The 25,165-nt window shown below is 63.3% G+C and carries 23 protein-coding genes and 3 pseudogenes; 8 read left to right on the top strand and 18 right to left on the bottom strand.

The genetic code is table 11. The features are described from left to right. Nucleotides 1–182 precede the first annotated feature (182 nt). The 4 genes from X771_RS141625 to X771_RS141610 all read left to right on the top strand — a co-directional run bounded on the left by X771_RS141625 (nucleotide 183) and on the right by X771_RS141610 (nucleotide 5,420). Nucleotides 183–1,955, top strand: a complete 1,773-nt coding sequence (locus X771_RS141625) for a glucan ABC transporter ATP-binding protein/ permease (protein WP_023672897.1) — start codon at nucleotides 183–185, stop codon at nucleotides 1,953–1,955. Nucleotides 1,956–2,127: 172 nt separating this feature from the next. After that, on the top strand, nucleotides 2,128–2,889 hold the full coding sequence (locus X771_RS141620; protein ID WP_023689642.1) for a heme ABC transporter permease: 762 nt from the start codon (nucleotides 2,128–2,130) through the stop codon (nucleotides 2,887–2,889). Between the two features lie 192 nt (nucleotides 2,890–3,081). After that, complete coding sequence (locus X771_RS141615; protein ID WP_023689643.1) at nucleotides 3,082–3,753, top strand: outer membrane beta-barrel protein; 672 nt, start codon at nucleotides 3,082–3,084, stop codon at nucleotides 3,751–3,753. Between the two features lie 35 nt (nucleotides 3,754–3,788). Next, on the top strand, nucleotides 3,789–5,420 hold the full coding sequence (locus tag X771_RS141610) for a sulfotransferase (protein WP_023689644.1): 1,632 nt from the start codon (nucleotides 3,789–3,791) through the stop codon (nucleotides 5,418–5,420). Nucleotides 5,421–5,467: 47 nt separating this feature from the next. On the opposite strand, the gene X771_RS141605 is transcribed toward X771_RS141610, so the two are convergent. From X771_RS141605 to X771_RS141600, 3 genes and pseudogenes are all read right to left on the bottom strand, one after another. Further along, nucleotides 5,468–5,764: an addiction module antidote protein gene (locus X771_RS141605; RefSeq protein ID WP_023689645.1), complete on the bottom strand. Its 297-nt coding sequence runs from the start codon at nucleotides 5,762–5,764 to the stop codon at nucleotides 5,468–5,470. After that, nucleotides 5,757–6,061 (bottom strand): annotated as a pseudogene (locus tag X771_RS1000000167250) (type II toxin-antitoxin system RelE/ParE family toxin). Before X771_RS1000000167250 ends, X771_RS141605 begins: the two are co-directional and overlap by 8 nt. A 69-nt stretch (nucleotides 6,062–6,130) precedes the next feature. After that, a complete protein-coding gene (locus tag X771_RS141600; protein ID WP_023689646.1) occupies nucleotides 6,131–7,189 on the bottom strand; it encodes a D-TA family PLP-dependent enzyme in 1,059 nt (352 codons plus the stop codon). 150 nt (nucleotides 7,190–7,339) lie between these two features. Here X771_RS141600 and X771_RS141595 point away from each other — a divergent pair, with 150 nt between their 5' ends. Next, on the top strand, nucleotides 7,340–8,026 hold the full coding sequence (locus X771_RS141595; protein WP_023689647.1) for a D-lyxose/D-mannose family sugar isomerase: 687 nt from the start codon (nucleotides 7,340–7,342) through the stop codon (nucleotides 8,024–8,026). Between the two features lie 15 nt (nucleotides 8,027–8,041). On the opposite strand, the gene X771_RS1000000168885 is transcribed toward X771_RS141595, so the two are convergent. The 8 genes from X771_RS1000000168885 to X771_RS141560 all read right to left on the bottom strand — a co-directional run bounded on the left by X771_RS1000000168885 (nucleotide 8,042) and on the right by X771_RS141560 (nucleotide 14,750). Beyond that, nucleotides 8,042–8,218, bottom strand: coding sequence for a hypothetical protein (locus X771_RS1000000168885; protein ID WP_023689648.1), 177 nt, complete (start codon nucleotides 8,216–8,218; stop codon nucleotides 8,042–8,044). 123 nt (nucleotides 8,219–8,341) lie between these two features. Beyond that, a complete protein-coding gene (locus tag X771_RS141590) occupies nucleotides 8,342–8,740 on the bottom strand; it encodes a hypothetical protein (RefSeq protein ID WP_023689649.1) in 399 nt (132 codons plus the stop codon). A 62-nt stretch (nucleotides 8,741–8,802) separates the two neighbouring features. After that, nucleotides 8,803–9,663, bottom strand: coding sequence for an RDD family protein (locus X771_RS141585; RefSeq protein WP_023689650.1), 861 nt, complete (start codon nucleotides 9,661–9,663; stop codon nucleotides 8,803–8,805). After that, nucleotides 9,650–10,669, bottom strand: coding sequence for a stage II sporulation protein M (locus X771_RS141580; RefSeq protein ID WP_023689651.1), 1,020 nt, complete (start codon nucleotides 10,667–10,669; stop codon nucleotides 9,650–9,652). Before X771_RS141580 ends, X771_RS141585 begins: the two co-directional genes overlap by 14 nt. Continuing rightward, nucleotides 10,666–11,976, bottom strand: coding sequence for a DUF58 domain-containing protein (locus tag X771_RS141575; RefSeq protein WP_023689652.1), 1,311 nt, complete (start codon nucleotides 11,974–11,976; stop codon nucleotides 10,666–10,668). The genes X771_RS141580 and X771_RS141575 overlap by 4 nt, the downstream gene beginning before the upstream one ends. Then, nucleotides 11,973–12,929 carry a MoxR family ATPase gene (locus tag X771_RS141570; protein ID WP_023689653.1) on the bottom strand — a complete coding sequence of 319 codons (957 nt, stop codon included), beginning with the start codon at nucleotides 12,927–12,929 and terminating at the stop codon, nucleotides 11,973–11,975. The genes X771_RS141575 and X771_RS141570 overlap by 4 nt, the downstream gene beginning before the upstream one ends. After that, entirely contained in the window at nucleotides 12,916–14,121 is a 1,206-nt protein-coding gene (locus X771_RS141565) for a hypothetical protein (protein ID WP_023689654.1), read from the bottom strand. Before X771_RS141565 ends, X771_RS141570 begins: the two co-directional genes overlap by 14 nt. Then, a complete protein-coding gene (locus X771_RS141560) occupies nucleotides 14,118–14,750 on the bottom strand; it encodes a DUF4129 domain-containing protein (RefSeq protein ID WP_023689655.1) in 633 nt (210 codons plus the stop codon). Before X771_RS141560 ends, X771_RS141565 begins: the two co-directional genes overlap by 4 nt. Nucleotides 14,751–14,901: 151 nt before the next feature. Here X771_RS141560 and X771_RS141555 point away from each other — a divergent pair, with 151 nt between their 5' ends. Both X771_RS141555 and X771_RS141550 read left to right on the top strand, forming a co-directional pair. Next, complete coding sequence (locus X771_RS141555) at nucleotides 14,902–15,684, top strand: hypothetical protein (RefSeq protein WP_023689656.1); 783 nt, start codon at nucleotides 14,902–14,904, stop codon at nucleotides 15,682–15,684. A gap of 63 nt (nucleotides 15,685–15,747) precedes the next feature. Then, nucleotides 15,748–16,626: a hypothetical protein gene (locus tag X771_RS141550; RefSeq protein ID WP_023689657.1), complete on the top strand. Its 879-nt coding sequence runs from the start codon at nucleotides 15,748–15,750 to the stop codon at nucleotides 16,624–16,626. Nucleotides 16,627–16,698: 72 nt separating this feature from the next. Here the strand turns inward: X771_RS141550 and X771_RS1000000169395 are convergent. From X771_RS1000000169395 to X771_RS141525, 6 genes and pseudogenes are all read right to left on the bottom strand, one after another. Beyond that, nucleotides 16,699–16,926: pseudogene (locus tag X771_RS1000000169395) on the bottom strand (hypothetical protein); the annotation flags it as partial. A 123-nt stretch (nucleotides 16,927–17,049) separates the two neighbouring features. Beyond that, nucleotides 17,050–18,690, bottom strand: a complete 1,641-nt coding sequence (locus X771_RS141545; RefSeq protein ID WP_031203031.1) for an ABC transporter substrate-binding protein — start codon at nucleotides 18,688–18,690, stop codon at nucleotides 17,050–17,052. A gap of 199 nt (nucleotides 18,691–18,889) precedes the next feature. After that, nucleotides 18,890–19,864 (bottom strand): annotated as a pseudogene (locus tag X771_RS1000000167260) (alpha/beta hydrolase); the annotation flags it as partial. A 3-nt stretch (nucleotides 19,865–19,867) separates the two neighbouring features. Continuing rightward, nucleotides 19,868–20,545 (bottom strand): isochorismatase family protein, encoded by a 678-nt coding sequence (locus X771_RS141535; protein WP_023672542.1) that lies wholly within the window; start codon nucleotides 20,543–20,545, stop codon nucleotides 19,868–19,870. Nucleotides 20,546–20,882: 337 nt separating this feature from the next. After that, nucleotides 20,883–22,145, bottom strand: coding sequence for a Xaa-Pro peptidase family protein (locus X771_RS141530; protein WP_023689660.1), 1,263 nt, complete (start codon nucleotides 22,143–22,145; stop codon nucleotides 20,883–20,885). Between the two features lie 325 nt (nucleotides 22,146–22,470). Further along, nucleotides 22,471–23,367, bottom strand: a complete 897-nt coding sequence (locus X771_RS141525) for a GlxA family transcriptional regulator (protein WP_245262749.1) — start codon at nucleotides 23,365–23,367, stop codon at nucleotides 22,471–22,473. 183 nt (nucleotides 23,368–23,550) lie between these two features. Here X771_RS141525 and X771_RS141520 point away from each other — a divergent pair, with 183 nt between their 5' ends. After that, entirely contained in the window at nucleotides 23,551–24,048 is a 498-nt protein-coding gene (locus X771_RS141520) for a GAF domain-containing protein (RefSeq protein ID WP_023689662.1), read from the top strand. On the opposite strand, the gene X771_RS141515 is transcribed toward X771_RS141520, so the two are convergent. After that, complete coding sequence (locus tag X771_RS141515; RefSeq protein ID WP_023689663.1) at nucleotides 24,045–25,121, bottom strand: YeiH family protein; 1,077 nt, start codon at nucleotides 25,119–25,121, stop codon at nucleotides 24,045–24,047. The genes X771_RS141520 and X771_RS141515 overlap by 4 nt on opposite strands. Nucleotides 25,122–25,165 lie beyond the last annotated feature (44 nt).

Genomic DNA, 25,165 nt, shown 5'->3' on the forward strand with positions numbered 1-25,165 from the left:
GACTGACATTTCACCTTTTATCTCAAACCGTTAGGTGATCACGGCAGATTTCGCAACGTCGTCATCTTTTGTTCGCAGAATGGGAACGGAAGAGGTAGACGGGCATTGTTTTGCGACCCGTTAACCGGTACGTGTCAAGAAATGGTGCGGTGCACAATAATGTTTTGGGCGGAGTAGCTGAAGTGTCACTTCTGCAAATCTACTGGAGAGCGCTGGGTTATCTCGCAGCCGACAGGAAGCGCGTTGCGTTTATCTGCGGTGCGAATGTCGCGCTCGCCATTATCGCCATCCTCGAGCCGATCATGTTCGGCCGGGTAATCGACGCCATCTCCGATAAGGGTTCGGTGTTTTCGACGCTGGCGCTGTGGGCCGGTCTCGGCGCCTTTAACATCGTCGCCTTCGTGCTGGTGGCGCGCGGCGCCGACCGTTTTGCCCACAAGCGGCGCAGCGAGGTGCTGTGCCAGTCGTTCGAGCGCGTGATCACCATGCCGCTCGCCTGGCACCACCAGCGCGGCACCTCCAACGCGCTGCACACGCTGCTGCGCGCCGTCGAGACGCTGTTCAGCCTGTGGCTTGAATTCATGCGCCAGCATCTGTCGACGGCGGTTGCGCTGGCTCTGCTGATTCCGACCGCGATAAGCATGGATCTTCGCATGTCGCTGGTGCTAATGGCGCTGGGCGTTCTCTATGTCGGCATCGGCCGGCTTGTGATGAAGCGCACCAAGGCGGGCCAGGCCGCGGTCGAGCGTCACTACCATCAGGTCTTCGCGCATGTGACCGACTCGGTCAGCAATGTCGCCGTGCTGCAGAGCTACAACCGTCTCGGCCACGAGGCCGATACGCTGCGCCGCTATGTCAAGAACCTGCTCGACGCGCAGAACCCGGTGCTCGACTGGTGGGCGATGGCCAATGCGCTGCACCGCCTGTCGTCGACCATTTCGATGATGGTTGTGCTTTTGATCGGCGCCTATCTCGTCACCCATGGCCAGCTCAAGATCGGCGACGTTATCGCCTTCACCGGCTTTGCCACGCTGCTGATTGCCCGCCTCGACCAGATGTCGGCTTTCGCCAACCAGATTTCGGAAGCCCGCGCCAAGCTCGAGGACTTTTATCACCTCGAGGATTCGGCCGCCGACTCCGCCGAGCCGGATGGCTTGCGCGACCTCACCAACGTCACCGGCCACGTCCGCTTCGAGAATGTCGGCTTCGAGTTTGCCAATTCGAGGCAGGGCGTCGACGACGTCTCCTTCGAAGTCCAGGCCGGGCAGACGGTTGCCATCGTCGGCCCGACCGGCGCCGGCAAGACGACGCTGATCAACCTCTTGCAGCGCGTCTTCTCGCCGTCTCATGGCCGTATCCTGATCGACGGCATCGACACCCGCACGGTGACCCGCAAGTCGCTGCGTCATTCGATCGCCACCGTCTTCCAGGATGCCGGCCTGCTCAACCGCTCGATCGAGGACAACATCCGCGTCGGTCGTGCCGAGGCGACTTATGACGAGGTTCACGCCGCCGCCAATGCGGCTGCCGCGCAGGATTTCATCCTTGCCAAGAGCGCCGGCTATGACACCGTCGTTGGCGAGCGCGGCGGCCAGCTTTCAGGCGGCGAGCGTCAGCGCATCGCCATTGCCCGCGCCGTGCTCAAGGACGCACCGATCCTGGTGCTCGACGAGGCAACGAGCGCGCTCGATGTCGAGACCGAGGACCGCGTCAAGGAAGCCATCGACGAACTGAGGCGCAACCGCACCACCTTCATCATCGCCCACCGCCTGACCACCGTCCGCGACGCCGACTTGGTCGTGTTCATGGACAAGGGCAAGGTGGTCGAGATGGGCGGCTTCGCCGAACTGTCGCTGCGCAATGGCCGTTTCGCCAGCCTGCTGCGCGCCGGCGGCCTGCTCAACGACGAGGAAGTCCGCCGCCTCAGCCGCACCGTGAATATCGAAGCGGCGTAGCTTTTTTACCTCCCCCTTGTGGGGAGGTCGGACCCGTAGGGTCCGGGTGGGGGTAGTGCCCCACCACCCCACCCCGCTGCTTCGCAGCGACCCTCCCCACGAGGGGGAGGGTAAATAAGACTGCGACACTCCCTCGATTGCCCCGAACGCGCCGCCGGTCTATCTAGACCTTATGAGCGATACCTCCTCACGCCTCGCCGGCTGGACCGACCTCGCCAACCCGACGCGCTTTGTCGGGCTGGCCGACAGGCTGGTGCCGTGGCTGGCGTCGATCGCCGCGATCCTGCTCGCCATCGGTCTCTATATGAGCTTTGCCGCGCCTGAGGATTTCCAGCAAGGCATCACGGTGCGCATCATGTATATCCACGTGCCTTTCGCCTGGCTCGCCATGATGTGCTACACGTTGATGGCGGTCGCCGCGCTCGGCACGCTGGTCTGGCGCCATCCCTTGGCCGATGTCGCCCTGAAATCGGCAGCCCCGATCGGCGCCACCTTCACCGCGCTTGCGCTGGTCACCGGCTCCATCTGGGGCAAGCCGATGTGGGGCACCTGGTGGGTCTGGGACGCGCGTCTGACCTCGGTCTTCATCCTCTTTCTTATGTATCTCGGCATCATCGCGCTGACGCGCGCGCTGGATGACGCCAGCCGCGCCGCCTGGGCTGCCGCCATCATCACGCTGGTCGGCTTCATCAACATCCCGATCATCAAATTCTCGGTCGACTGGTGGAACACGCTGCACCAGCCGGCCTCGGTGTTCCGGCTCGGCGGGCCGACGATCGATCCCAGCCTGCTATGGCCGCTGCTGGTGATGGCGCTCGGCTTCACCGTGCTGTTCTTCGCGCTGCATTTGACGGCGATGCGCACCGAGATCCGCCGCCGGCGGGTCATTGCCATGCGGCGCATCGCGGCGCGGCAGGCAGAGCAACGCGACTAGGCGGTTCTCTTTTCCGGCACTCGAATGACAACCGAAACAGCAGCCTTTGCCTGTCTCCGTCTAAATTAGAATGTGCTGCTATGTTGCTGTATAGCAACGAGGGTTCCTGAAAGAGTGCCCTGACTGCGTCTGCTTATTGACAGCTCCAACCGCAGGCGAGCAAGTAGCTGGAAGGCTACGAGGGAATCGACGATGAAACTGCTTCTACTGGCTGGTGTGTCGACAACGGCATTGGTGCTTGGCTGGAGTTCGGCGTACGCCGCCGACGCGATCGTCGACGTTCCGAGGGCAGAGGATCTCTGGTACGTCACGCTCTTCGGCGGCGCCAGTTTCCCGAACCATGTGAAAACGGACTACAATGGTACTGGGTATTCAGTCGATCTTGATACCGGGTTCGTAATCGGCGGCGCTGTCGGTCGGCGCATCAACGATGTGTTTCGTGTCGAAGGCGAACTGTCCTACGCGCGCTACAAGGCAAGCGAATACAGCTACACGGGCGTCGGCAACTATCCGGCTTCCGGCAATCTGTCGGCCACCTATCTTCTCGCCAACGTCTGGGCCGATGTTGCGCATTTTGGTGATGCCAAACTCTATGTCGGCGGCGGTCTCGGCGCGGCCTATGTTACCGCCGATACTCACTTTGATGGCCACGCCTTTGGATACGGGCCTGGCGGCTGGGGTTTCGCCGGCCAGGTGGGCGCCGGTGTTACCTACGCGGTAACGCAGAATGTCGACCTCGATTTCGGTTACCGCTTTAAGGCCGTGACAAGCGTGGATCTAGACGACAATGATGGCGGCGGCACATACGAGAACGCCAAATTGTACTCCCACAATCTCCAGCTTGGCGTTACCCTGAAGTTCTGATTGGTTCGTCGCAGGCCGCGACCGGGATTTGACGGATGCCGCTCTTGCCACGCCGGCAACCCCTGGGCCTGCCGGCAATGATCCCAGCCTCGCTGCCGACCGCCGGTGAGCCGGCGGAAAAGACATTGCAGCGCGGCATCGACCTGCAACGGCGCAAGCGTTTTCGCGAGGCCGAGTTCTGCTACCAGACGGTGCTTCGCACGCAGCCCAAAAATGCCATGGCGCTGAACCTGATGGGCACGCTCGCCATCGAGGCCGAGCATCATGACGCCGCCATTGCCTATATGGAAAGGGCGGTCAAGCTCGAACCGGACAACGCCATCTTCCGCAACAATCTCGGCAATGCCTACAATGTCACCGGCAACGTCGACAAGGCGCGCAGACATCTGAGAAAGGCGATCGAGCTCGACGGAGGGCTCATCGAAGCGCTGTGCAATCTCGGCCGCTCCTACCGCAGCCAGCTCGAGGGCGACATTGCCGAAGGGTTCTATCGCCAGGCGCTGGCTATCGACGGCCAGTCGGTGATGGCACTTGCCGGTATGGGCGATTTGCTCACCGACATTGGCCGGCCGGCCGAGGCGGTCGAATGCTTCAGCAAGGCCCTTGCCATCGACCCGGGCCATGTCGAGGCGCTGGCTGGAATGGCGCTTGCGCGCCGGGCGGTCAAGGACGATCCGACGTTGCCTTTGGTGCTGAAACGCCTGGAATTGCCGACAACCACCGATCGCGAGCGGGTAGTGCTGCACCACGCCGCCGGCAAGATGCTCAATGATCAGCGCGATTATGGCCCGGCCATCCGCCATTTCGCGAGGGCCAAGGCGATTTCCGGCAATGACTTCGACATCGACCGGCACACCCAGCTTTACGACAGCTTCATCGACACCTTCGACGCCGGCTTCTTCGAGGCGCGAGCCAATTTGGGAAATCCATCCAGACGCCCGGTCTTCATCGTCGGCATGCCACGGTCGGGAACGACGCTGACCGAGCAGATATGCGCCAGCCATCGCGATATCCATGGCGCCGGCGAGTTGTCGACCATTCGTTCACTTGCCGGCGAACTTGGGTTCGACAAGCTCGACCCAGCCATTTTCACCGAGGCCATGGCGGCGCTCACTGCGGCCAAGGCCAAGGAGCTTGGATCGAAATATCTCGACGCTCTCAAAAAGCGCAACAACACGGCGCGGCTTGTCGTCGACAAGATGCCGCATAATTTCGAGCTGCTGGCCTTCATCAGCCTGATCTTGCCGAATGCCCGCATCATCCATTGCCGGCGTGACCCGATGGACAATTGCGCGTCCTGTTTCATGCATAATTTTTCCGAGGCGCACGGCTACAACGCCGATCTGACCAAGCTTGGGCAGTATTACCGGCAGTATGAGCGCCTGATGCGCCATTGGGCCAAGGTCATCCCGCTGGATATCCACGACATGCCCTACGAAGAAACGGTCGCCGATTTCGAAAATCGCGCCCGCGGATTGATCGGATTCCTCGGCATCGAGTGGGACGATGCCTGCTTGCGTTTCAACGAAACCGAGCGCACCGTGCGGACGCCGAGCCGCTGGCAGGTGCGCCAGCCGATCTATTCATCCTCGGTCGAGCGCTGGAAGCTGTATGGCGACGCGCTGGATCCGCTGAAGGCGGCGCTGGGTCCGGTTTATCAGTCCTGATTTCAGTTGGCCCGAACAACCTCGCGCTCGACGCGCGCTGGCGTAGATTAGACCTGAGTTGCACCGTGCTTTGGGGCCAAATTAAAGCCGAATGCTTTCATGACCGCCAGTGTGGTTTCCAGCGTAGGATTACCGTTTTCGCTGAGCGAGGTATAAAGATGCTCGCGAGCCAAGCCGGTCTTTCTGGCAATGTTGCTCATCCCCTTGGCGCGGGCAACGACACCGAGGGCGGACGCGACGAATTTGGCGTCTCCGGTTTCCATTGCCTCTGCCAGAAACGCCTCGATTGCCGTATCGGAATCGAGCATTTCGGCGGGATCGAAATCATAGATTTTTTCAACCATTGTCGTCACTCCATTCTACGGCCAGGCGCTTTGCTGTCCGTATGTCGGTTTCTTGTGAACTTTTATCCCCGCCGCACAGGAGCAGGATGACCGTTTCACCGCGCTTGTGAAATAAACGCGATAGCCGGGCCCATAGTGAATGCGCAATTCACTGATGCCTTCACCCACTGGGGCCACGTCGCCGGGATTTCCTACAATCAAACGTTGCAGCCGAACGGCAATTGCCGCCTTGGCTCTTCCGTCTTTCAGCTTTTGGTGCCACCTCCGAAAGGTGGCTGTCTGCTTCAGGATTGCCATGGGGACTAGTAAGTTATAAATTACAATTCGTCAATGTCGAAATAGGGCGAGCCTCCAAAACGAAAAGCCTCACTCCATCCGCCCACGCGCTTCCACCTTCAGCGTTTCCAGCACCTTGTCACCGTCGATCAGATGCACCTGGTCGAACAGGTTGGTCACCACGCAGCAATGATCAGGCACCACGCGCACGCGCTCGCCAATGCGAAGCTTCGCACCATTTCCAAGCGTGACCGTGCCATGTTCCTCGCTCAAGCTGGTGACGCGGGCGCCGGGCATGCCGAGCAGCTCGCCAAAATCGGCGAGCCCCAGCGTGTCGCTGGACAGCGCCTTGCTGCCGCTGTCCAGGATGGCGCGGGCCGGCGTCGGATGGCTGACCACGGTGGCGAGCACCGTCAGCGCACAATCGTCGAGCGTGCCGACGCCTTTGGCGACCTGGTAGCGGTCGAGGTAGATGTAGGTGCCGGGGCGGTATTCGGTCACCACGCTGTCCTCGCCCGAGCGCCACATGTCAGGCGTGCCGCCGCTGGAGATGCGTTCACAGGCGAGGCCCGAGGCCGCGAGCGTTTGTTTGGCGCCGGCCAGCCAGGATTCAGCCTCGGCGGCGCGGCCGGCCGCGGGGTAGGTCATCAGCCCGCCGAAGGTGAGCCCCTTGGCTTGGTCGATCAACTTCGCCAGTGCCAGCGCCTCGGCGGCGCTCTGCACGCCGCAACGGCCCATGCCGGTGTCGCATTCGACCAGGACGGGCAGGGGGTGCCAGGTATCGGTGAAGGTGGCGGCGAGCCCATCCAGCGTTTCGAGGCTGTCCACCGTCACTGACAGTGTCACACGGCCATGCAGCGCCTTGAGGCGCTCCAGCTTGGCGCGGCCAAGGATGTTGTAGGGCAGAAAAATATCGGTCAGCCCGGCATCGGCCATCACCTCGGCTTCGCCGATCTTCTGGCAGGTGATGCCGACCGCGCCGGCCGCCACCTGCTTCTTCGCCCAATAAGGCAGCTTGTGCGTCTTGATGTGCGGCCTGAGTTTCAGCCCGTGGCGGTCGGCATGCGCCTGCGCTCGTGTGATGTTGGCTTCGGCGCGGGCTGCGTCGATGAGGATCGCCGGCGTGTCGAGGTCGTCTATGCCTTGCATGAAATATCACCCTGGGAAATCTGGCTGACTTATGGCCCCGATCCGCACGGATGTCATGGGGCCAGCACGCAGTTTGCGTCGACACCGCAGCGCTGTTCGGCTATGCGCTTCAGATAACTCCAGGGAACGCGACGCGAAGGGATCACGATCATGAAACGCTCCACCGTCAACGACATCATCCGCGATGCAGACGCCTTCATCCGCTCGTTCGGCTACATCATGCCGCCCTTCGCCTACTGGAGCCCGGAAGAGATGAAGGCGCGCAAGGCCGACTCCGCCGCCATTTTCACCTCGCGGCTCGGTTGGGACATCACCGATTACGGCCAGGAAAAATTCGACGAACTCGGCCTGTTCCTGTTCACCGTTCGCAACGGCGTCTATGCCGACATGAAGAAGGGCATGGGCATGCTTTATGCCGAGAAGATCATGATCTCGCGCAAGGATCAGCTGTCGCCGATGCACCGCCACAACATCAAGGCCGAGGACATCATCAACCGCGGCGGCGGTAAGCTCGTGCTGGAACTGTTCATGCACGATCGCGACGGCGGCATCGATCCGAAGGCCGAAGTGACGGTGCCGGTCGACGGCACCATCCACAGGCTGCCGGCAGGCGGGCTCCTGAAGCTCGACCCGGGCCAGAGCGTGACGCTGCTGCCCGGCGTCTGGCACGCCTTCTGGGCCGAGGGCAAGGATGTGCTGATCGGCGAGGTCTCGACCGTCAATGACGACCTTACCGACAACGTCTTCCGCGAACCGATCGGCCGCTTCTCCAACATCCACGAGGACATTGCGCCGGTGCACCTGCTGGTGTCCGACTATGAAAAGTGGGTGGGGTAGGCGGCCTCGCCGCTTTTACTTCGTTTGATTGAGAAGTGCGCCCAGCCTGCGCACTTCGGCGATCAGGCGAGGCATGTCCTGCCGCGCCGCAGCCATGAAATCCTGGTCTTCGGCCGTGGCGCTGGCCATTTCGATATCGTCGCCGCGATCCGCGCCTTCGTCGGTTTGAATGAAATTCGATCTGCTCAGCAAATCCCGACCCTCGACCCATGATTTCCATGGGCCGGGCTGAGCTGCGGCAGCACGCGCGCCTCCATTTCCTGGAGTTCGAGCTCGGATGGAGAGGTGTTCATGGTGACCGATTACTCGACGCTGTTAACGACAAAGCGAAATGCACTCTCGAACAGCACGCCCGAGATCCTCTGGCGTATCTGTTGAAGACAAGATCGTGTCCAGCGGCACGGCACTCTCTCTGTTGACTTTGGCATAGGGGGTAAGTGTGAATTTGTCGTCCCTTCCCTGGTCGACCGACATCTGACGGGATTTCCGAAGGAGGGAGTTGTACGACTTGAAGCCGAACCGCGAAGCCGAGCTGTCAAGAAGAACCGTGTGTACGATGTCGTCGGGCACATCGCTGGCATAAGCACCAAGCGCGTTGAGTGTTGCTAGACCGATCTCTTTGTCGGAGACCGAAGGTAGCTCGCCAATCAAAATGACGGGACCTGCGAACTTCTCCCAGCCGTCGCGGGTGGTAGCCATCGGAATTGCAAACATACTTTTATCAACTATGTTCAGGAAGCAATGTCTCATGTATCGACTCCCATCTGAGGCACAGCTCACCGCTGATACTTATCCGCCTTGCGGTTGCCCAACAGCAGCTTGCGTTCGAGCTGTGCCCGCAGCTCGCCATAATAGGCGGTGAGGAAGGCCCTGGAATCGACCGGCTCGATCGTCATGCCGATTTTGCGCCCGATCGTCTCGGCCACCGCTTTCAGCGCGAAATAGTCGTCGCGGCGCAGCACCTCTTCCAGCTTGTGCAGTTCGGCAATGCCATAGGCGTCAAGCTGCGCCTGGGTGAAGCGGAAGGCGCGAGCGTTCTGGCGTTGCGACAGGTCCTCGACCAGCGCCAGTTTCGGCGCCTCGACCACCCAGGTTCCGGCCAGCAGGTCGCCGATCCGCATACGGTCGCGGTTGAACAGCGGGAAGAGCGCAAACAGCAGCGTCCAGACCAGCCCGAAGATCGTCGACAACGTGTCGGCGAGCCCCATCTCGCTGCGGCCGAGGATGATCGACAGCGGCAGGAAGATCTCGATCTCGCGCATCAGATTGCGGGCGATGACCTGATCGACCGATAGGCCGGCGCCGCTGCGCGATGCCACCCGGATGCCGAGCATCCGCTTGCCGGGCGTGGCGGCGCGGCGGCCGGCCTCGAAGACGATGAAATAGGCGTTGCGCAGGAAGAAGATCAGGATGATCCAGACGACAAACAGCGGCTGCGCTTCCTCGCCGCCGAGGCCGCCCACGCCCAGCAGCGCGACGATCGTGATCACGATTGCGGCGACGACGATGATGACAAAGTCGAGCAGGAAGGCGGCGGCGCGGGTGCCGGCATCGGCGAGCTTTATCCGGAGATCGACGCCTTCGGGCGTGATCAGCGGCCGTATCGTCGAGACGGCGGCGCGCCTAACGGTCGCCATGCCGCACCACCCTGAACAAATAGAAATAACAGAGCCACAGCGTCAGCATGCCGCCGCCAATGGCATAGCGTGTGACGTCGCTGGTGATCACCTGCCTGCCGATGCCTTCGAGCAGGCCGGCGAACAAAAGCATGATCGTCACCCCGACCATGGTGGTTGCCGCCACGCGCCCGGCATCGGCTGCGGTCGTCATCCGCGTCAGTTCACCGGGGAAGGCGATACGCGTGCCGATACGCATGCCAGCGGCGCCCGCCAAGGCGATCGCGAACATCTCGGTGGTGCCGTGGATGGACAGCCATCCGCCCAGCTCGATGCCAAGCCCCTTGGCGACATAGATTTGGAACATCGCGCCGAGCAGGCAGCCATTCATCAGGATCAGGAGCACGCTCGGCACCGCGAAGGCAAAGCCGAGCGCGAAGGCCAGGATCGCCACCTGGACATTGTGCGTGAACAGATAGGCGGCGAAGCCCGACAGGAAATTGCTGTCGGCGCCGTCATAAAGCACCTGCCGCAGCACTTCCGCCGATGCATCCGGGTTGCGCCCGCCGGCCAGGCTCGGCGGAATGATGGCGTCGAACCAGCCCTTGTCCTTCGCCACCAGCCAGTAGCCGGCGCCGAGACCGACAAACGTCAGGACGACCGACAGCAAGGTCTCGCGCCACAAATCGCGAATGGCATGCGGCCAGTCATGCAGGAAGAAATCGCCGATGCGCTGCCGCAACCCTCGGCGTGCGCCATAGAGGTAGAAATAGCCGCGCAGGCACAGCGCCTCGAGATAGCCGACCAAGGCATTGTCGAGCGAGGTCGCCCGCGCCACCGAGAGCGAGGACAGCGCCGAGCGGTAGAGCAGCGGCAGCGACAGCAACTCGTCTTCCGAGAGCGTGCGCGGCGCGCGTTTCTCGACCCGGGCGAGCAGCGCCTCGAACGCCTTCCAGTCGGCCTCTCGCTCCGAACGGAAGCTCGCCAGCGACTGGCGCACGGCATCCTTGCCGACCAGCGCGTTCACAACAGATCCTCCCGCTTGAACTCGAGATAGCGCTCGACCAGCGCCGGTCCGAGCCTCTGGTGGTCGGCTTCGATGACGTGCGCGCCGAGCAGCCTGAGCCTGCCGATGACGACCTGCCTTTCGCGCAGCAGCCCGCCGGCGACGACGGAGCGCGCCACATCCTCCGGCGTGTCCGGCGGCATGTCGGCCAGTGTCTCCAGCTCGACATCCTTCATCATCATGAACAGCACCAGATGCCGTTCGGTGAGCCGGCCTACGGTGCGCAGCATCAGTTCGGCGCTGATCGGATCGACAAAATCGGTGAAGATGATCACCAGCGAGCGCCGGTCGAGCCGCGCCGCCAGCGTCGTCAGCGCCAGGGTGAAATTGGTCTCTTCGGTAGAATAGTCGATCTCCGCCGCCCGCTTCTGGATCATGGCGAAGCTGGCCGAGCCGCGCACGGCGCCGCTGGAAACGCGCGGTCGCGCGTCGAAGCCGAACAGGCTGACCATGTCGCCGCCCTTCAGCGCAATGAACGCCGACAGCAAAGCGGCGGTGACGGCGCGGTCGACCTTCGGCACGCCGTCGACGGGCTCGCACATCAAGCGGCCGCTATCGATGGCCAGCACGATGTTGTTGTTCTCCTCGATGCGGAATTCGCGCGCCAGAAGCCTGCCGTGGCGGGCGCTGCGCTTCCAGTCGATCATGCGCCGGCCCATGCCGGGCTGGTAATCCTTGAGCGCCTCGAATTCGCGGCCCTGGCCGGCTCGGCGCTGCGCATGGCCGTCGGGCAGCGCCTGTCGCTGCAAAAGCGTGATCGCCTCGTCGCGGGCGCTGCTGACGTCGGGCAGCACCGCCACCTTGCTGTCCATCGGCAGCACGACCTGGTTCCAGACCAGCCCGAACGGCCCGCGCCAGCGCACCCACAGGCGATCGAACCTGGCGATGCCGCGCCGCAGCGCCTGAAATTTGAGATCGAGCGATGCGCTGCCGGCCTCAGCGGTCGATGCGCCGCCGGTGCCGCCCAGCGGTTCCAGCCGCTCGTCATGGCCGAGACGCGCCTGCACCGCGCGCGACCGTCCGCTGAGCCTGGCGGTGACATTGACGGTGAACTGGCTGCCGACGCTGACCTGCGGCGGTGCATGGATGCTGGCGTTCAGAGAAGCCCGACCGCGCCCGGCGGCCGCGTCCACGGCCAGGAAAGCAAGCAGCACGCAAATCCACAAAAGACCGAGATACCACAGAGACGGCAGCGCGAGCGCGATCAGGAAGGCCGGTATTGCACCGGCCGCACCTGCCCAGACTGCCCGGCCGCTCGGATAGATCAACGTGGCGCTTCCGTCTGGTCGACGAGGTCGGTGACGATCTGCTCGACCAGGCGGCCGTCGATCTGCGCCGCAGGCGACAGGATCACCCGGTGGCGCAGCGCCGGCACCGCAAGCGCCTTGACGTCGTCGGGGATGACATAGGCGCGTCCGTCGAGCGCCGCCCGGGCGCGCGCGGCTCTCGCCAGCATGGCGCCCGCGCGCGGGCTGGCGCCGACTTCGAGATCGGGGCTTTCGCGCGTAGCCCGCACCAGCCTTGCAATATAGTCGACGACATCGTCGACCAGCGTGACCTCGCCGACGGTCGCCAGCGCCTTTTCCAGCGTCTTGCGGTCGGCCTGGGCGGTGATGCCGTACTGCTTGATGTCGTGCGAGGCGGTGCCGCCGCCGTGGTGGATGATGATCGTCTTTTCCTCTTCGGGGCCGGGGTAGCTCACCCGGTGCTTGAACAGGAAACGGTCGAGCTGCGCCTCGGGCAGGGGATAGACGCCCTGATGTTCGATCGGGTTCTGCGTCGCCACCACCATGAAGTTCGGGCCGAGCGCATGGGTGGTGCCGTCGAAGGTGACGGCATGCTCCTGCATCGCCTCCAGAAGGGCGGCCTGGGTCTTGGGCGGCGTGCGGTTGATTTCGTCGGCGAGGAGCAGGTCGCAGAAGATCGGACCACGCGTCAGCGTGAATTGCCCGGACTGGAAATTGTAGATGTTGGAGCCGACGATATCGCCGGGCATCAGGTCGGGCGTGAACTGGATGCGGCCATAGGCGACGCCCAGCGCCTGGGCGAAGCAGCGCGCCGTCATGGTCTTGGCCGTGCCCGGTGGTCCCTCAAGCAATATATGCCCGCCGGCGAACAATGCCGTCAGCATCAGATCGACCGTATCGTGTTGCCCGGTGATGGCCTTGGCCACCTCTTCCCTGATCTGTGTCGCCAGGGCCTTCACATCATCGACGTTCACCGAGCCTCCTTGCCGTCCAGTCGTGCAGCTTTTCGGCTGCATCATGCATCTGTGTCAGGGTTTTTGCCGCGTTCGCCGCTTGCAGGCGGGTCGTGAAACCGCCGGTTTCGCCCTTATCGCGGGAATCGAGCCAGCGGTCGAGCGCTTCGCCCTGCAAACCATGCGGCGCGCCGAGCAGTGCGCCGGAGCGCACCCGCGCCAGGGCTCCATAGCGGTCACCTAGTTCTTCCAGCCGGCCGGCGCGGCGCAACAGCATCGCCGTGGTGTCGACCAGCGCGCGTTTGCCGAAGGCGATGGCGCGCTGATCGGCCCGTGGCGGCCCGAACCGGCCAAGGCCATGCAGGAAGGCAAGTGCCGCCGCCGCCAGGATGGTCAGCGTCAGCGCCAGGAAAGGCGGTTCGACCAGAAGCTTGGCGAGATCGTATTTTCGCCCGACGCCATGCAGCGTCAGGTCGAACATGACGGCACCCTCTTCCGGCTGGAGGAGCTCGATCAGCTTGAGCGCCGCCGCCGCCTTGTCGGGATCTTTCAAGCCAGCGTTGTTGATGAGATCGGGGTCCGTCAGAATGTAGAACCGCTCGTCTTCGACCTCGGTCAGCACGGCCTTGCCGTTGCCGGCGGCAATCAGCGGGTGTTCGTCGGCCACCCATTGCAGCTGGCCGGGAACGCTGACCATTTGCCCTGCGACGTCGAGTTGCTTGGCCATGGTCTCACCTTCGCCGAGCGTCGCCTTGGCGATGCGGCCGAGCCAGTCGTTGACCACCACATCCGGCAGCCGCTGGATCTTCATCTCCCAGCCCTCATGCTGGAACAGCGGCAAGGTCGCCCATTTGGGCAGAACGAACAGCGTATCCAGGCCCTTGCGAAGCTTGATGATGTTGGCAAGCGCATCCGGGTCGCTGTCGGGTGAAATGGTGACGATCAGCAGCATTTCGGTCTCGAGATCGCTGTCGGACCGCGCCATGTCGGGCGCTTCGCCGGTCAGCTTCAGCCATTGCGCCAGACCGGCATAGCCGATGCCGCTCTTCGACAGCGGCGTTGCGCCACCGACGCTCGGCTGGCGAAAGTCGGGCGCATAGGTGGACAACAGGAAGAAGCCCGCCGCCGCGAGCAGGCTGGCGAAAATGCCCCAGAACAGCGTCCTGCGGCTGAACGGTTCCTGCTGGGCGATGTCGGCTGTCGTGTCACTCACATCCAGGCATCCCTGAAGACGAATCGCTCATAGGCGCTGCGCGCCTCCTGCCAGCCCTCTGGCCCGACCGGCCGGCGCGCGAACAGAGCGGCCTCGACGATGCGCGCGATCTGGGTAAAGGCGCCACGCGCCCGCGTTGGCAGCGACGCCGCTCCCGCGATATCGCGCGCGGTCAGCGACGGGCGCAGAAAGTCGGGCAGGCGGCCGGCAATGTCGGCAACGCTGCGGCGCAGCAGGAGATGCACCGCCTCGTCATACTCGCCCCGGGCGGCGAGCGCATCGGCTTCCGACAACAGGATCTGCGCGGCGCCAACGTCGGGGTGCCATATCGCTTCCGCCTCGGTCACGCTCTTTTTGCGCCACCAGGGCAGGCGCCAGGCGACGCCTTTCACTTCAAGGACAATCAGCAGCAGAATGATCGCGGCACCTGTGATCACCGCGCCCCAGAACAGGTAGATCATGTACGGGCCGAGCGATTTCAGGAACTCGCCCAGCGGTCTCAGCCACTCGGGTGTCTCGGGTGGTCTGTAGGCCGGCAGGTCGAACTGGATCGAATCGTCTGACAGCAACTGCTTGTGCAGTTTGGCCAGCCATTCGGCTTGCGCAGCGTCCGGCTGTGCAGCAGTCACCTTCTCGCCCCCCCTGCAACCTGCGGTTCGCGAGCCGACACTGGCAATGCAGCGTAACTTTTGCAAGTGGGCTAGACGCCAGTCGTTAATCTTGGCAAATTTACTACTGCGGCTGCCGGACAATATTCGGCGGTGGAACAGGGGGCGCATCATGACTTCGGCAACATTTGCACGGCCTGAGAAATTTCAGATCGGCAGGGTCTTCAACAACAGCTTCTCCGTCATCGGCCGCAACGTCATACTTTTCGTGGGGCTTTCGGTGCTGTTTGCGGGGGTGCCGGCAGTTATTCTTCGGCTATGGACCGAATCGCGCATGCAGGCGCTCCTGACGGCCAATCCCGGCGCTGCGGCCGACCCCGCCCCGGTGTTTAGCAACATTTGGGTGACGCTCCCGGCCAGTTTCATTGCCTCCCTTTTCGTACTGGTGCTGCAGTCGGCGCTCGTGCGAGCCACAATCGAGGATTTGAACGGCAAGCGGCCGACCTTGGGCGATTGCCTGCAGATAGCCATCCGATATTTTCTGCCGACATTGGCGATCGGCCTGCTCGTCGGCCTGGGCGCAGGCCTAGCCGCGCTTGCGTTGCTGGTGCCCGGCATCATCTTGTGGCTGGGCTGGTCGGTTGCGATACCGGTTCAGATCCAGGAGCGGCTCGGCGTGTTCGGCTCGATGTCGCGCAGCCGCGCCCTGACCAAGGGCAGCCGCTGGTCGCTCTTCGGCTTGTTCCTTGTCCTGATCATCATCGGCATGGTCATCCAGGGCGCGGTGGGCGTGTTTGTCTACCTGTTTCACGACATTGTCGCTACTGTCGTGGCGGCACTGGTGCAGAGCGTGATGTCGATGTTGCTGTCGGTCGCCGCCGCGGTCAGCTATGTCGAGCTGCGCCAGGTCAGGGAAGGCACCAGCGTCGACGAACTGGCCGAGATCTTCTCGTAAGCCGACGGGTTTGCACCGCCTTGACCCGGTCAGGTCAAGGCGGGTGCCAGGGCAGGAGGCATCGTGACGTCACTTGCGCAGGACCGACCGGAAAAATTCCGCATCGGCAGGGTTTTCAGCAACAGCTTCGCGGTCATCGGCCGCAATCTGGGTTTCCTTGCTGTGGTCGTCGGACTTTTCTCAACCCTGCCCGCACTGCTGTACAACCTCTGGAACCTGTCCCGGGTCGCTACATTGGTGAACGTCGACAGCGCCGGGAACGCCGCCGCTTTCGAAACGTCGGCCATGGGAGACTACTCGGGCTTATCGATAGTCGCTTCCTTGATCATTTTCGTTCTGGCCTTGCTGGTGCAAGCGGCGCTTGTCAGGGCGGCAATCGAGGATTTGAACGGCAAGCGGCCGGTCATCGGCGACTGCATCCAGATAGCATTGCGCAGCTTCTTGCCCACGCTGGGCATAGGCATTCTGATCATTGTCACTCTGGTGGTGGCTGTTTTTGTGATGGTTTTCATCGCTTGGGTCATTCCCCCTATCGGGTGGCTGATCGGGCTTGCCCTGGCGTTTATTCCCGCTTTCATGTGGCTGATTTCCGTATCGGTTTCCGTGCCCATTGCGGTTCAGGAGCGGCTTGGCGTGTTCGGCTCGATATCGCGCAGCCGTGCCCTGACCAAAGGCAGCCGCTGGTCGATATTCTGGCTGCTGCTGATCATTGGCGTGGCGGCGATGCTCATCCAGGCGGTGTTCTCGTTGTTTTTCGGACTGGCGCTCGCCACCGCCGGCGGCGTCACCGGTGTCGGTGTTCTGGTCGGAGCGATTGGCAGCACTCTGGTGTCGACGATCTTTTCGACGATGCTGTCGGTGACCATTGCCGTCACCTATGTCGAACTGCGCCAGGTCAAGGAAGGCACCAGCGTGGATGAGTTGGCGGAGATTTTCTCGTAGAAGGCGAAGCCGACTCGGATGGTCGGGCGGCGGGATCTCAGTGACAGCAAGCGTGTTTCGCCTGCACGCTCGTCCGTGCTCCTTCCAGGTGAGGTTGTAAAAAGGCCCGGCGGCATAGGCGATGCCCCAATGCACGAAGGCGCAATCGGGGTCCGTATCCAGCGTCTTCTCGAAGCACTTTATGCCTTCCTCATGGTTGAAGCCGTAGCACCAGTTCAGCCCGATATCGAACCAGCGTTGCGTCTCGGCCGAGGTGGTGGAAATGGGGCGGCGATAGGTGCCGAGGTCGAAATGATCCATGCCTGATTCGCTGGGCCGAAAGTCGGTCAGGCGCAATCTGTGCCAAAATTCTTGCGCATGGCAAATGGCATTCGGCCGGCGTGGTCCCCCGAACCACCCCAGCCGTTTTCGTTCTGGAAAGGATCACCCCTCCAGCCACACCTTCTCAAAATGCTGTTCCAGCGACTGGTGCTGTTCGCAGCCTTGCACGCCCTTGCGGTAGGTGCGGTAGACCGAGCGCCAGTAGGGCTGGATGATGATGCCGGCATCGCGCAGATTCTGCTCGATCCTGGCCATGATCTCCTTGCGCTGGGCGGCGTCCGGCGTTGCCAGCGCCTTGTCGAGAAGCGTGTCGAATTCCTTGTCGGCATAGGCGCTTTCGTTCCAGGCGGCGCCCGATTTGTAGGCGAGCGCCAACACCTGGACGCCGAGCGGGCGGCCCAGCCATTCGGTTGTGGAGAAGGGGTATTTGCTCCAGTCGTTCCAGAAGGTCGCGGCGGGCAGCACGGTTCGCTTGATCTTCAGGCCGGCCTCACGCATCTGCGCGGCGATCGCATCGCCGGTGCTCTTTTGCCATTCGACGTCGACCGAGATCAGCTCGAATTCGTGGTCCGTCTTGCCGGCCTCGGCGAGCAATTTCTTGGCCTGTTCCGTGTCGCGCTTGGCCGGGCCGATATCGGCAAATTCCGGGTGCATCGGGCCGACATGGTGATTGTCGGCAGGCTTCCCGCGGCCGCCGAGGCCGAGCGCCAGCACGGCCGAATTGTCGACCGCAAGCTGGGCGGCGCGGCGCACCTTGACGTCGTCATAAGGCGCGTTGCCGACATTGAAGCGGGCAACGATGGTCGAGCCGGTGGCGATCTCGGAATTCAACAAGCCCATCTGTTCGGTCTGCGACACGGCGTCGGACGCGGTCTCATGGTCGGTGTCGATCTCGCCGGATTCGAACGCCGACAGCATCGCGTTGGGGTCGGAGCCGTAATCGACCCATTTGATGCCGTCGAGGTAGAAGTCGCCCTTCCACCAGGGCTTGTCCTTGCGCTTCACCTCAGCACTGGTCTCGGCATTCCAGCTGACCAGTTCGCAAGGGCCGGTGGTGATTGCGAGCGCCTTCATCGGATCGTCGCCGCCCTCATAGGAGCGGTGCATGATCAGCGCGGGATAGTCGGCCATCCCTGCAATCAGCGAAATGTCGGGTTTCGGCAGATTGAGCTTTACGGTGAAATCGTCGACCTTCTCGATGCCGCCATCGACCGGCTTCTTGGTGTCGGCATTGACCAGCGCGCCCATGCGCGCGGCGACCGAATTGCCGGGGACGGAAGCGTCGCACCAGCGGTTGAGATTGTGGATGACGTCATCGGCGTTGAAGGCGTCGCCATTCGACCAGGCGATGCCCTTGCGCACATGCAGCGTCAGCGTCTTGGCGTCGTCGCTGGTTTCCCAGCTTTCGAGCAGCCACGGCTCGAAGGTGAAGTCGCGGTTCCAGCGCACCAGATATTCGTTGCAGTGGCGCGCCACATTGGACATTTCGACACCGTCGAAAATGCGCGGATCCTTGAACCCCTTGACGTTCATGGCGACGCGCAAGGTGCCGCCGCGCTTCGGCTCCTGGGCCCGGGCAGGCGACGCGCTGAGGCCGCCCAGCGCCAGCGCTCCGGCAGCACTGACGCCGAAGCCGGCCATGATGGCAAGATATTCGCGCCGGTTGACGCCGCCTTTCCTGAAATCGTCGGCAACGGGCTTCGCCTGCGGGTGCAAATTGCGGTCGGTCAGCATGAATTTCATCGTCGTTCCCTCTTTTGTTGGGCGCCCCGACGGTCCGTCTCCGCTGGGGGCGGAGGCGACCATCGGGCGCGCCGTTGCCTGAGCAGGTGATGATAAAGCGGGCCCACCCAGGGAAATGTTCTCTTTTCCGCAATTCTTGTGCACTGCTCCGCAGAGGTAGACTGCCAATCTCCCCCCTTGTGGGGGAGATCAGCGCTTCGTCGTTCTTGCCGAGCACGGCGACGGCGGCGATGGCTGCAAGCGTGCACACGAACGCCTCGCCGGCGCGCGGAACATTTTTGCGGGCGCGCAGAAAACTGTGCACGAGGCGGTTCTCCTCATACCACCAGGCGCGGCCGCCTGCCGCAACGATGCGGTCGCGATAGGTCTCGCCGTCCGATGACAGCGGATCGCATTGGGCCGTAATGATGACAGTCGGCGGCAGGCCGGAGAAGTCATTGTCGCTCAGCGGCGAAAAAGTCGGGTCGTCGGGCGACTGTGCCGGGGCAGCGCGAATGGTGCGGTAGAACGCGATGTCGCGCAGTGTCAACAGCGGTGCCTCGGCATGTTCGACATAGGAGCCGGCACTCTCGTCGCCGCCAAGGCCGGGATAGATCAGCACCTGGCCGACCGCCCGGCGCAGGTGGCGGCGCGAGGCGTGCGCGACCGCGGCGGCAAGGTTGCCGCCGGCGCTTTCGCCGACAAGCACGATCGGCAGGTCCGTTGTCACCGCCGCCCATTCGAACACGGTCAGCGCGTCGTCGAAGGCGGCCGGGTGCGGATGCTCCGGCGCCAACCGGTAGTCGGCCGAGACGACGTCGAAACCGGTGCCGGCGCAGATTTCGGCGCAGATGTCGTCATGGCTGTCGAGCCCGCCAAGCACAAAGCCGCCGCCATGATAGTAGAGGATGACGGCGCGCACGGGCTTGCCCGCCATCCGGTAGTAGCGGATCGGGATGGCGTGTCCCTCATCGGCGGCGATGATGCCGTCGCTGGCCGAAACCCCCTTGGGATAACCCTGATGGAAGGCGCGGCACATCGCATCATAGACCGACCTTTGCTCGGCGATGGGAAGTTCGGCGATTTCTGGCGGGAACCAGTCATTGACTAGGTCGATATACTCCCACAGCGCCGGATCGAGCAGGGTGGCGTATTTCCCCCGCCTGGCGATCTTGAGCTTGTGGACCGTGCCCATCTCTCAGAGCTCGCCGTAGAGCCGTTCGGCGTTTTCAAAGGTGAAGCGCAGCGGCACCGAGCCCTCGACCCGCCATGCATCGACGGTGTCGCCCGCCATCAGCCGGCACGCGTCTATCGTGTTGGTGACGGCGCCGCCATAGAGCCGGTTGGCAAGGTTGAGGATGGCGGTCTGGTGCATGGCGGCACTGCCGCTGCCGCAGGCATCCTTGACCAGAAGCACACGAAAGCCGGATGCGACCGCGTCCTTCACGGTGGCGTCGATGCAGGCCTCGGTCCAGACGCCGGCGACGATCAGCCATTCGATGCCGCGCGCCTTGAGTTCGGTTGCGCCAGGTCCGGCGCCGAAGGCGCTGGCCTGCGTCTTGACCAGCATCGTCTCGCCGGCCGCGGGCGCCACCTCGTGGCAAATCTCCGTCAGCGGATCGGTCTTGTCGGAAAAGGCGGACTTGCCGTCGGCGTCGAGCGGATGGAACGGACGGGCCTTGGCGGTATCGACGATATAGGCCCAGTGATACAGCGGCACGAAGTTGCGCCGCGCCGCCGCCTGCAGGCGCTGGACGTTGGCAAGCACCTCGCCAAAACCTTCGACCAGATAGCGCTTGTCCTGCCGATGCTCTTCCTGGAGGTCGATGAACGCCGCGGCGACCGTGCCGCGTTTGATCGAGATCCGGCTTTTCATGCGGATAGGCCTTGGTTCGCGACCAACGCTATTCCGTTCAGCGAAGTGGCGCCAACAGTGGTGATTGGCCGGTGCCTCCCCACCTTCGTCATCCACGGGCGAAGCAGGAGCGAAGCTCCGTCGCGGAGACCCGAGGATCCATGCCGTGACGCTGGTCGGAGAGTGCGGCGGAGCAGAACTTGCACCGTTGCGGCGCGGATGAGTCCCGGCATGGATCCTAGAGTCTGCGCCGCGTCGCTGCGCTCCTTGCTTGGCCCTAGGATGACGAAGGCATAGCTGCCGCGACTATTCCCGAAGGTTTGCGATACCGCGCTGACGTTAGTGAGGGACGCTGCGATCAAACCTGCTTCTCCAGAAACTCATCCTCGTAGGGAAAGCGCGACAGAAGCTCGGTGCCGGTGTCGGTGATCAGGATCTCGTCCTCCAGCTTGACGCCCTCGCGGCCGCCTTTCTCGCCGATATAGCTTTCCACGCTCACCACCATGCCGGGCACGACAACACCGTCGCGGCCGTAGGTTTCATAGTCCATGGCGTGCGCTATGAACGGCGTCTCGCCATGCATGCCGACGCCGTGCATCACCGAGGTATAGCGCTGGTCGACGAAGCGGTCCGGGATTTTCCACGCCTTTTCGGCGATCTCGCGAAAAGCCATGCCCGGCCTGACGATCGAAATGTTGTGCTGAACCTGGTCGTGTGCCATGCGGTAAAGCGATTTCTGATAGCCGGTCGGCTTGCCCGGCCCGCAGCGGAAGGTGCGCGAAAAATCGGAATAATAGCCATAGCAGCCGATCGTGTCCGTATCGAGCGCCAGAAGCTCGCCCGGCCGGATCTTGCGGCCGCTGGCCTCGTTGAACCAGGGATTGGTGCGCTGTCCCGAGGTGAGCAGCCTCGTCTCGATGAACTCGCCGCCCTGGCGGATCACCTCGCCATACATGATGGCGAACAGATCGTTTTCGGAGACGCCGGGCTTGATCGCCTCGCGCACGGCGTAGACGGCGGCTTCCGCGCCGGCCATCGACACCTGCAGGCATTTGACTTCCTCGGGCGTCTTGACCGCCCGCACCCCCAGGATTTCGCCCTGGCAATCCCTGACGTCGCAGCCGCGCTTTTCCAGCGCCAGCGCCTGCAAATGGCTGCAGCGGTCGAGCCCGAGCTTCATCGAGCCGCCGCCGTGCTTCGTCAAAAGCTCGGCGATCTCGTCGGCGAAGGGACCAGCGGTTTCGTCGTCACGGCCCGACACCGAAGACCACACCAGCTTGGACGGCCGCGCCTCGTCGATCGTGTCGAGCACCATCGAGACATGGTAGCTCTGCGGGTACTCGAACAGCACGATCGGCCCGTCGGTCGGGATGAAGAAATACCGCGTCGAGTTGCGCAGGAAATAGCCGAACATGTTGCGCGAGCCGGTTGCGTAGCGCTGGTTGTAGGGGTCGAACAAAACGACGCCCCCATAGCCCGCCTCGCGCATCCAGCCGCGCAGCTTGGCCANAGACGTGTGCTCTTCCGATCTGCCGGCGGAGTCGGCCGCGACCGGGTGGCGCATGCGGTCCTTGAAATCCACATCCTCGGTGCTGTCGGGGTCGAAAACGACGATGCTCATTGGGTGCGCCTCCTGAAGGGCTAGACCATAGCCATGCGCCGAAAAATGTCTGTGCGAGAATCCGCAGATGTCGTGCGAAATGCCGCAAGAAGGGCATGGATACAAAGGGCAATGTTGCGATCCTTCGCGCCCCCCTCTGTCCTGCCGGACATCTCCCCCACAAGGAGGGAGATTAGCAGCTTTCGCGTCCCGCTCGCCCTGCAACGTTGGTGATTGGCGAAAGCCGAGGCGACATCTGATCTCCCCCCGTGTGGGGGAGATGTCCGGCAGGACAGAGGGGGGCGCTGTCCCGCCAGCATCTCACCGCGTTAGCGCGCAGCGCCCTCTAATGCCGCCGCATCGCCTTCGGCGCGTGCCCATGCTCCTCGCGAAACGCTCGGGCAAAACTTGACATGGACGCGAAGCCGCAGGCCAGCGCCACATCTCGCACCATCAGCGTCGAATGGGCCAACAGGTCGGCGGCGCGCCGCAGCCGGAGCCGCCGGTAATATCCATTGGGCGAAATGCTGAGCTGGGCGCGGAAATTGCGCTCCAACTTGTCGGAGGAGACGCCGAGCCTTGCCGCCAGTTCCGTCATGCCAAGCCGCTCCTCGACCGCATCCTCCATGATGGCGATGGCCGACAGCACCAGTTCGTTCTGGACGCCGGTGCGCAGCCTGAGCGGCATCAGCTTGCGGTCGACGCTCGAGCGCAAGGGGCTGTGCACGAACCATTCGGCAACGCCCGCCGCGAGCTCGCCGCCATAATCGTTGGTGATGATCTCCAGCATCATGTCGAGGCTGCCGACGCCGCCGGCCGAGGTGAAGCGCTTGCGGTCGATGACATAGAGGTCGCGCCGAAGCTCGATATCCGGGAAGGCCTCGGTGAAGGCGGCCTGGCTGGTCCAGTGCAAGGTGCAGGCATGGCCGTCGAGCAGGCCGGCCCGGGCGAGGAAGAAGGCGGCGTCGGCCACCGCGCCGATATGGGCGCCGGCGCGCAGGCTCCTGCGGATCCAGGCAACCGCATCGTCCGCGACAAGCAAGTCCGCATTGCCGCCGGAGCAGACGACGATGCGGTCGACCTTCGGCGCGCCGGAGGCCGAGAACCCCGGTTGTATGACAACCCCATTGGACGCCTCGGCCGTGCCCTGGTCGGCGCCGACGATCACCCAGCGGTAACAATCGCGCTTGGCCAGCACGTTGGCGGCGCGCAATGGCTCGATCACCGAACTGAACGCCATCATCGGAAAGCCGGGAAAGACCAGCACGGCGAAGGTGAGGGGACCTTCGCTCGCTGCGGGTTGCGCCCGGTCGTGTGTTTGGCTGGCACGGTCGGTATTCACAATTGTGTATTTCCTGGGAGCGTCATTGGTGGCAGACAGGAAATGTAGCGGGCTTTTTGGCCCGCCGGCAATGGAGACGACGCCATGTTTGCGGCCCAGACCATCGACAGCACCGACAAGCCGGCCTTCTACCGCGAACTGGCCACCCAGTTGAAGGCGCTGCTGGAAGGCGAGAGCGACTCCGTCGCCAACGCCGCCAACACATCGGCGCTGATCTTCCAGATGGTGCCCGATCTCAACTGGGCCGGCTTCTATTTCCTGGCGTCCGACGAGGAGCTGGTGCTTGGACCGTTCCAGGGCAAGCCGGCCTGCGTGCGCATCGCCGTCGGCAAGGGCGTGTGCGGCACCGCGATCGATCTCGAAATGTCGATGCTGGTCAAGGATGTGCACGAGTTTGCCGGCCACATCGCTTGCGACGCCGACTCGCGCTCGGAACTCGTCGTGCTGCTGAGGGACAATGACGGCGTCTTCGGCCTGATCGACCTCGACAGCCCGACGCCCGGCCGCTTCGACAAGGACGACCAGGCCGGCATCGAGGCGCTTGCCGCGATCTATGTCGCGGCGAGTTCGTTCGAGGACTAAGCGAACTTCACCAGCATCAGGCTGAAGCAGCCGATGAACAGGAAGGCGCAGGAGGCGAGCGCCAGCGGGCGAAGGCCGCGCGAGCGCAGCTGCGAAATGTTGGCCTGCAGACCCATGGCGGCGAGCCCCATGGTCAGCATGATGGTGGTGGCGAACGCCATGGCCGACTTCACTTCGGCCGGCACGGCAACCAGGCTGTTCAGCGCCACGACGGCGATGAAAGCGGCGACGAACCACGGCATCGGCGGCCGCGCACCGGATTGGTCGCTTGGGCGATCGCCATTGCTCTTGCGGCGCGCCATCAGGCCGAGCGCGATGACCATCGGCGCCAGCAGGGCGACGCGGGTCAGCTTGGCGACGGTGGCGATCTCGCCGGACTGGGCGCCGTTCTGGAAGCCGGCGCCGATGACCTGTGCCACCTCGTGGATCGAGGCGCCGGCCCACAGGCCGAATGCGTGCTGGTCGAGGCCGAGCACCGGCGCCAGCAGCGGAAAGCCGAGCATGGCGACGGTGCCGAACAGCGTGATCGAGGCGACGGCATAAGTGACGTCCTCGTCGCGCGCATCGGTGACGATGTTGGTGGCAACGATCGCCGAAGCGCCGCAGATCGAGGTGCCGGCGGCAATCAGCTGCGCCAGCTTGGCGTCGACGCCGATCAGCCGGCCAAGCGTGATGGTGAAGACGAAGGTCGCTCCAAGGGTCAGCGCCACGATGCCGACGCCGCCGGCGCCGATGGAGACGACCTGGCCGAGCGTCAGCTGAAAGCCGAGCAGCACGATGGCAAAGCGCAGCAGGCGCTTCTGCGAGAATGCAATGCCGGCCTTGGCGTGGGCGGGCGTGCCGAGCACGTTGGAATAGATCAGGCCGGCGACGACGGCGAAGATCATCGGGCTGAACAGCGCGAAGCCGGAGACATTATGGGCCGAGAAGGCCATCCCCGTAATCATCGCCACCAGCACGATCCCGGGGATGACGCCATTCCACACGGAACCGAGCCGCTTCCGGCCCACGGCCAGATCGGCGGAAATCATGCTGATCGGAATGTCGTTCGCTAGCTGGGCGGCGGAAGACAATGCAATTCTCCACGCAAGTACCTCAGGAGAATGTCATTCCAGAA

The sequence above is a fragment of the Mesorhizobium sp. LSJC269B00 genome (assembly GCF_000502815.1).
Classification (GTDB): domain Bacteria; phylum Pseudomonadota; class Alphaproteobacteria; order Rhizobiales; family Rhizobiaceae; genus Mesorhizobium.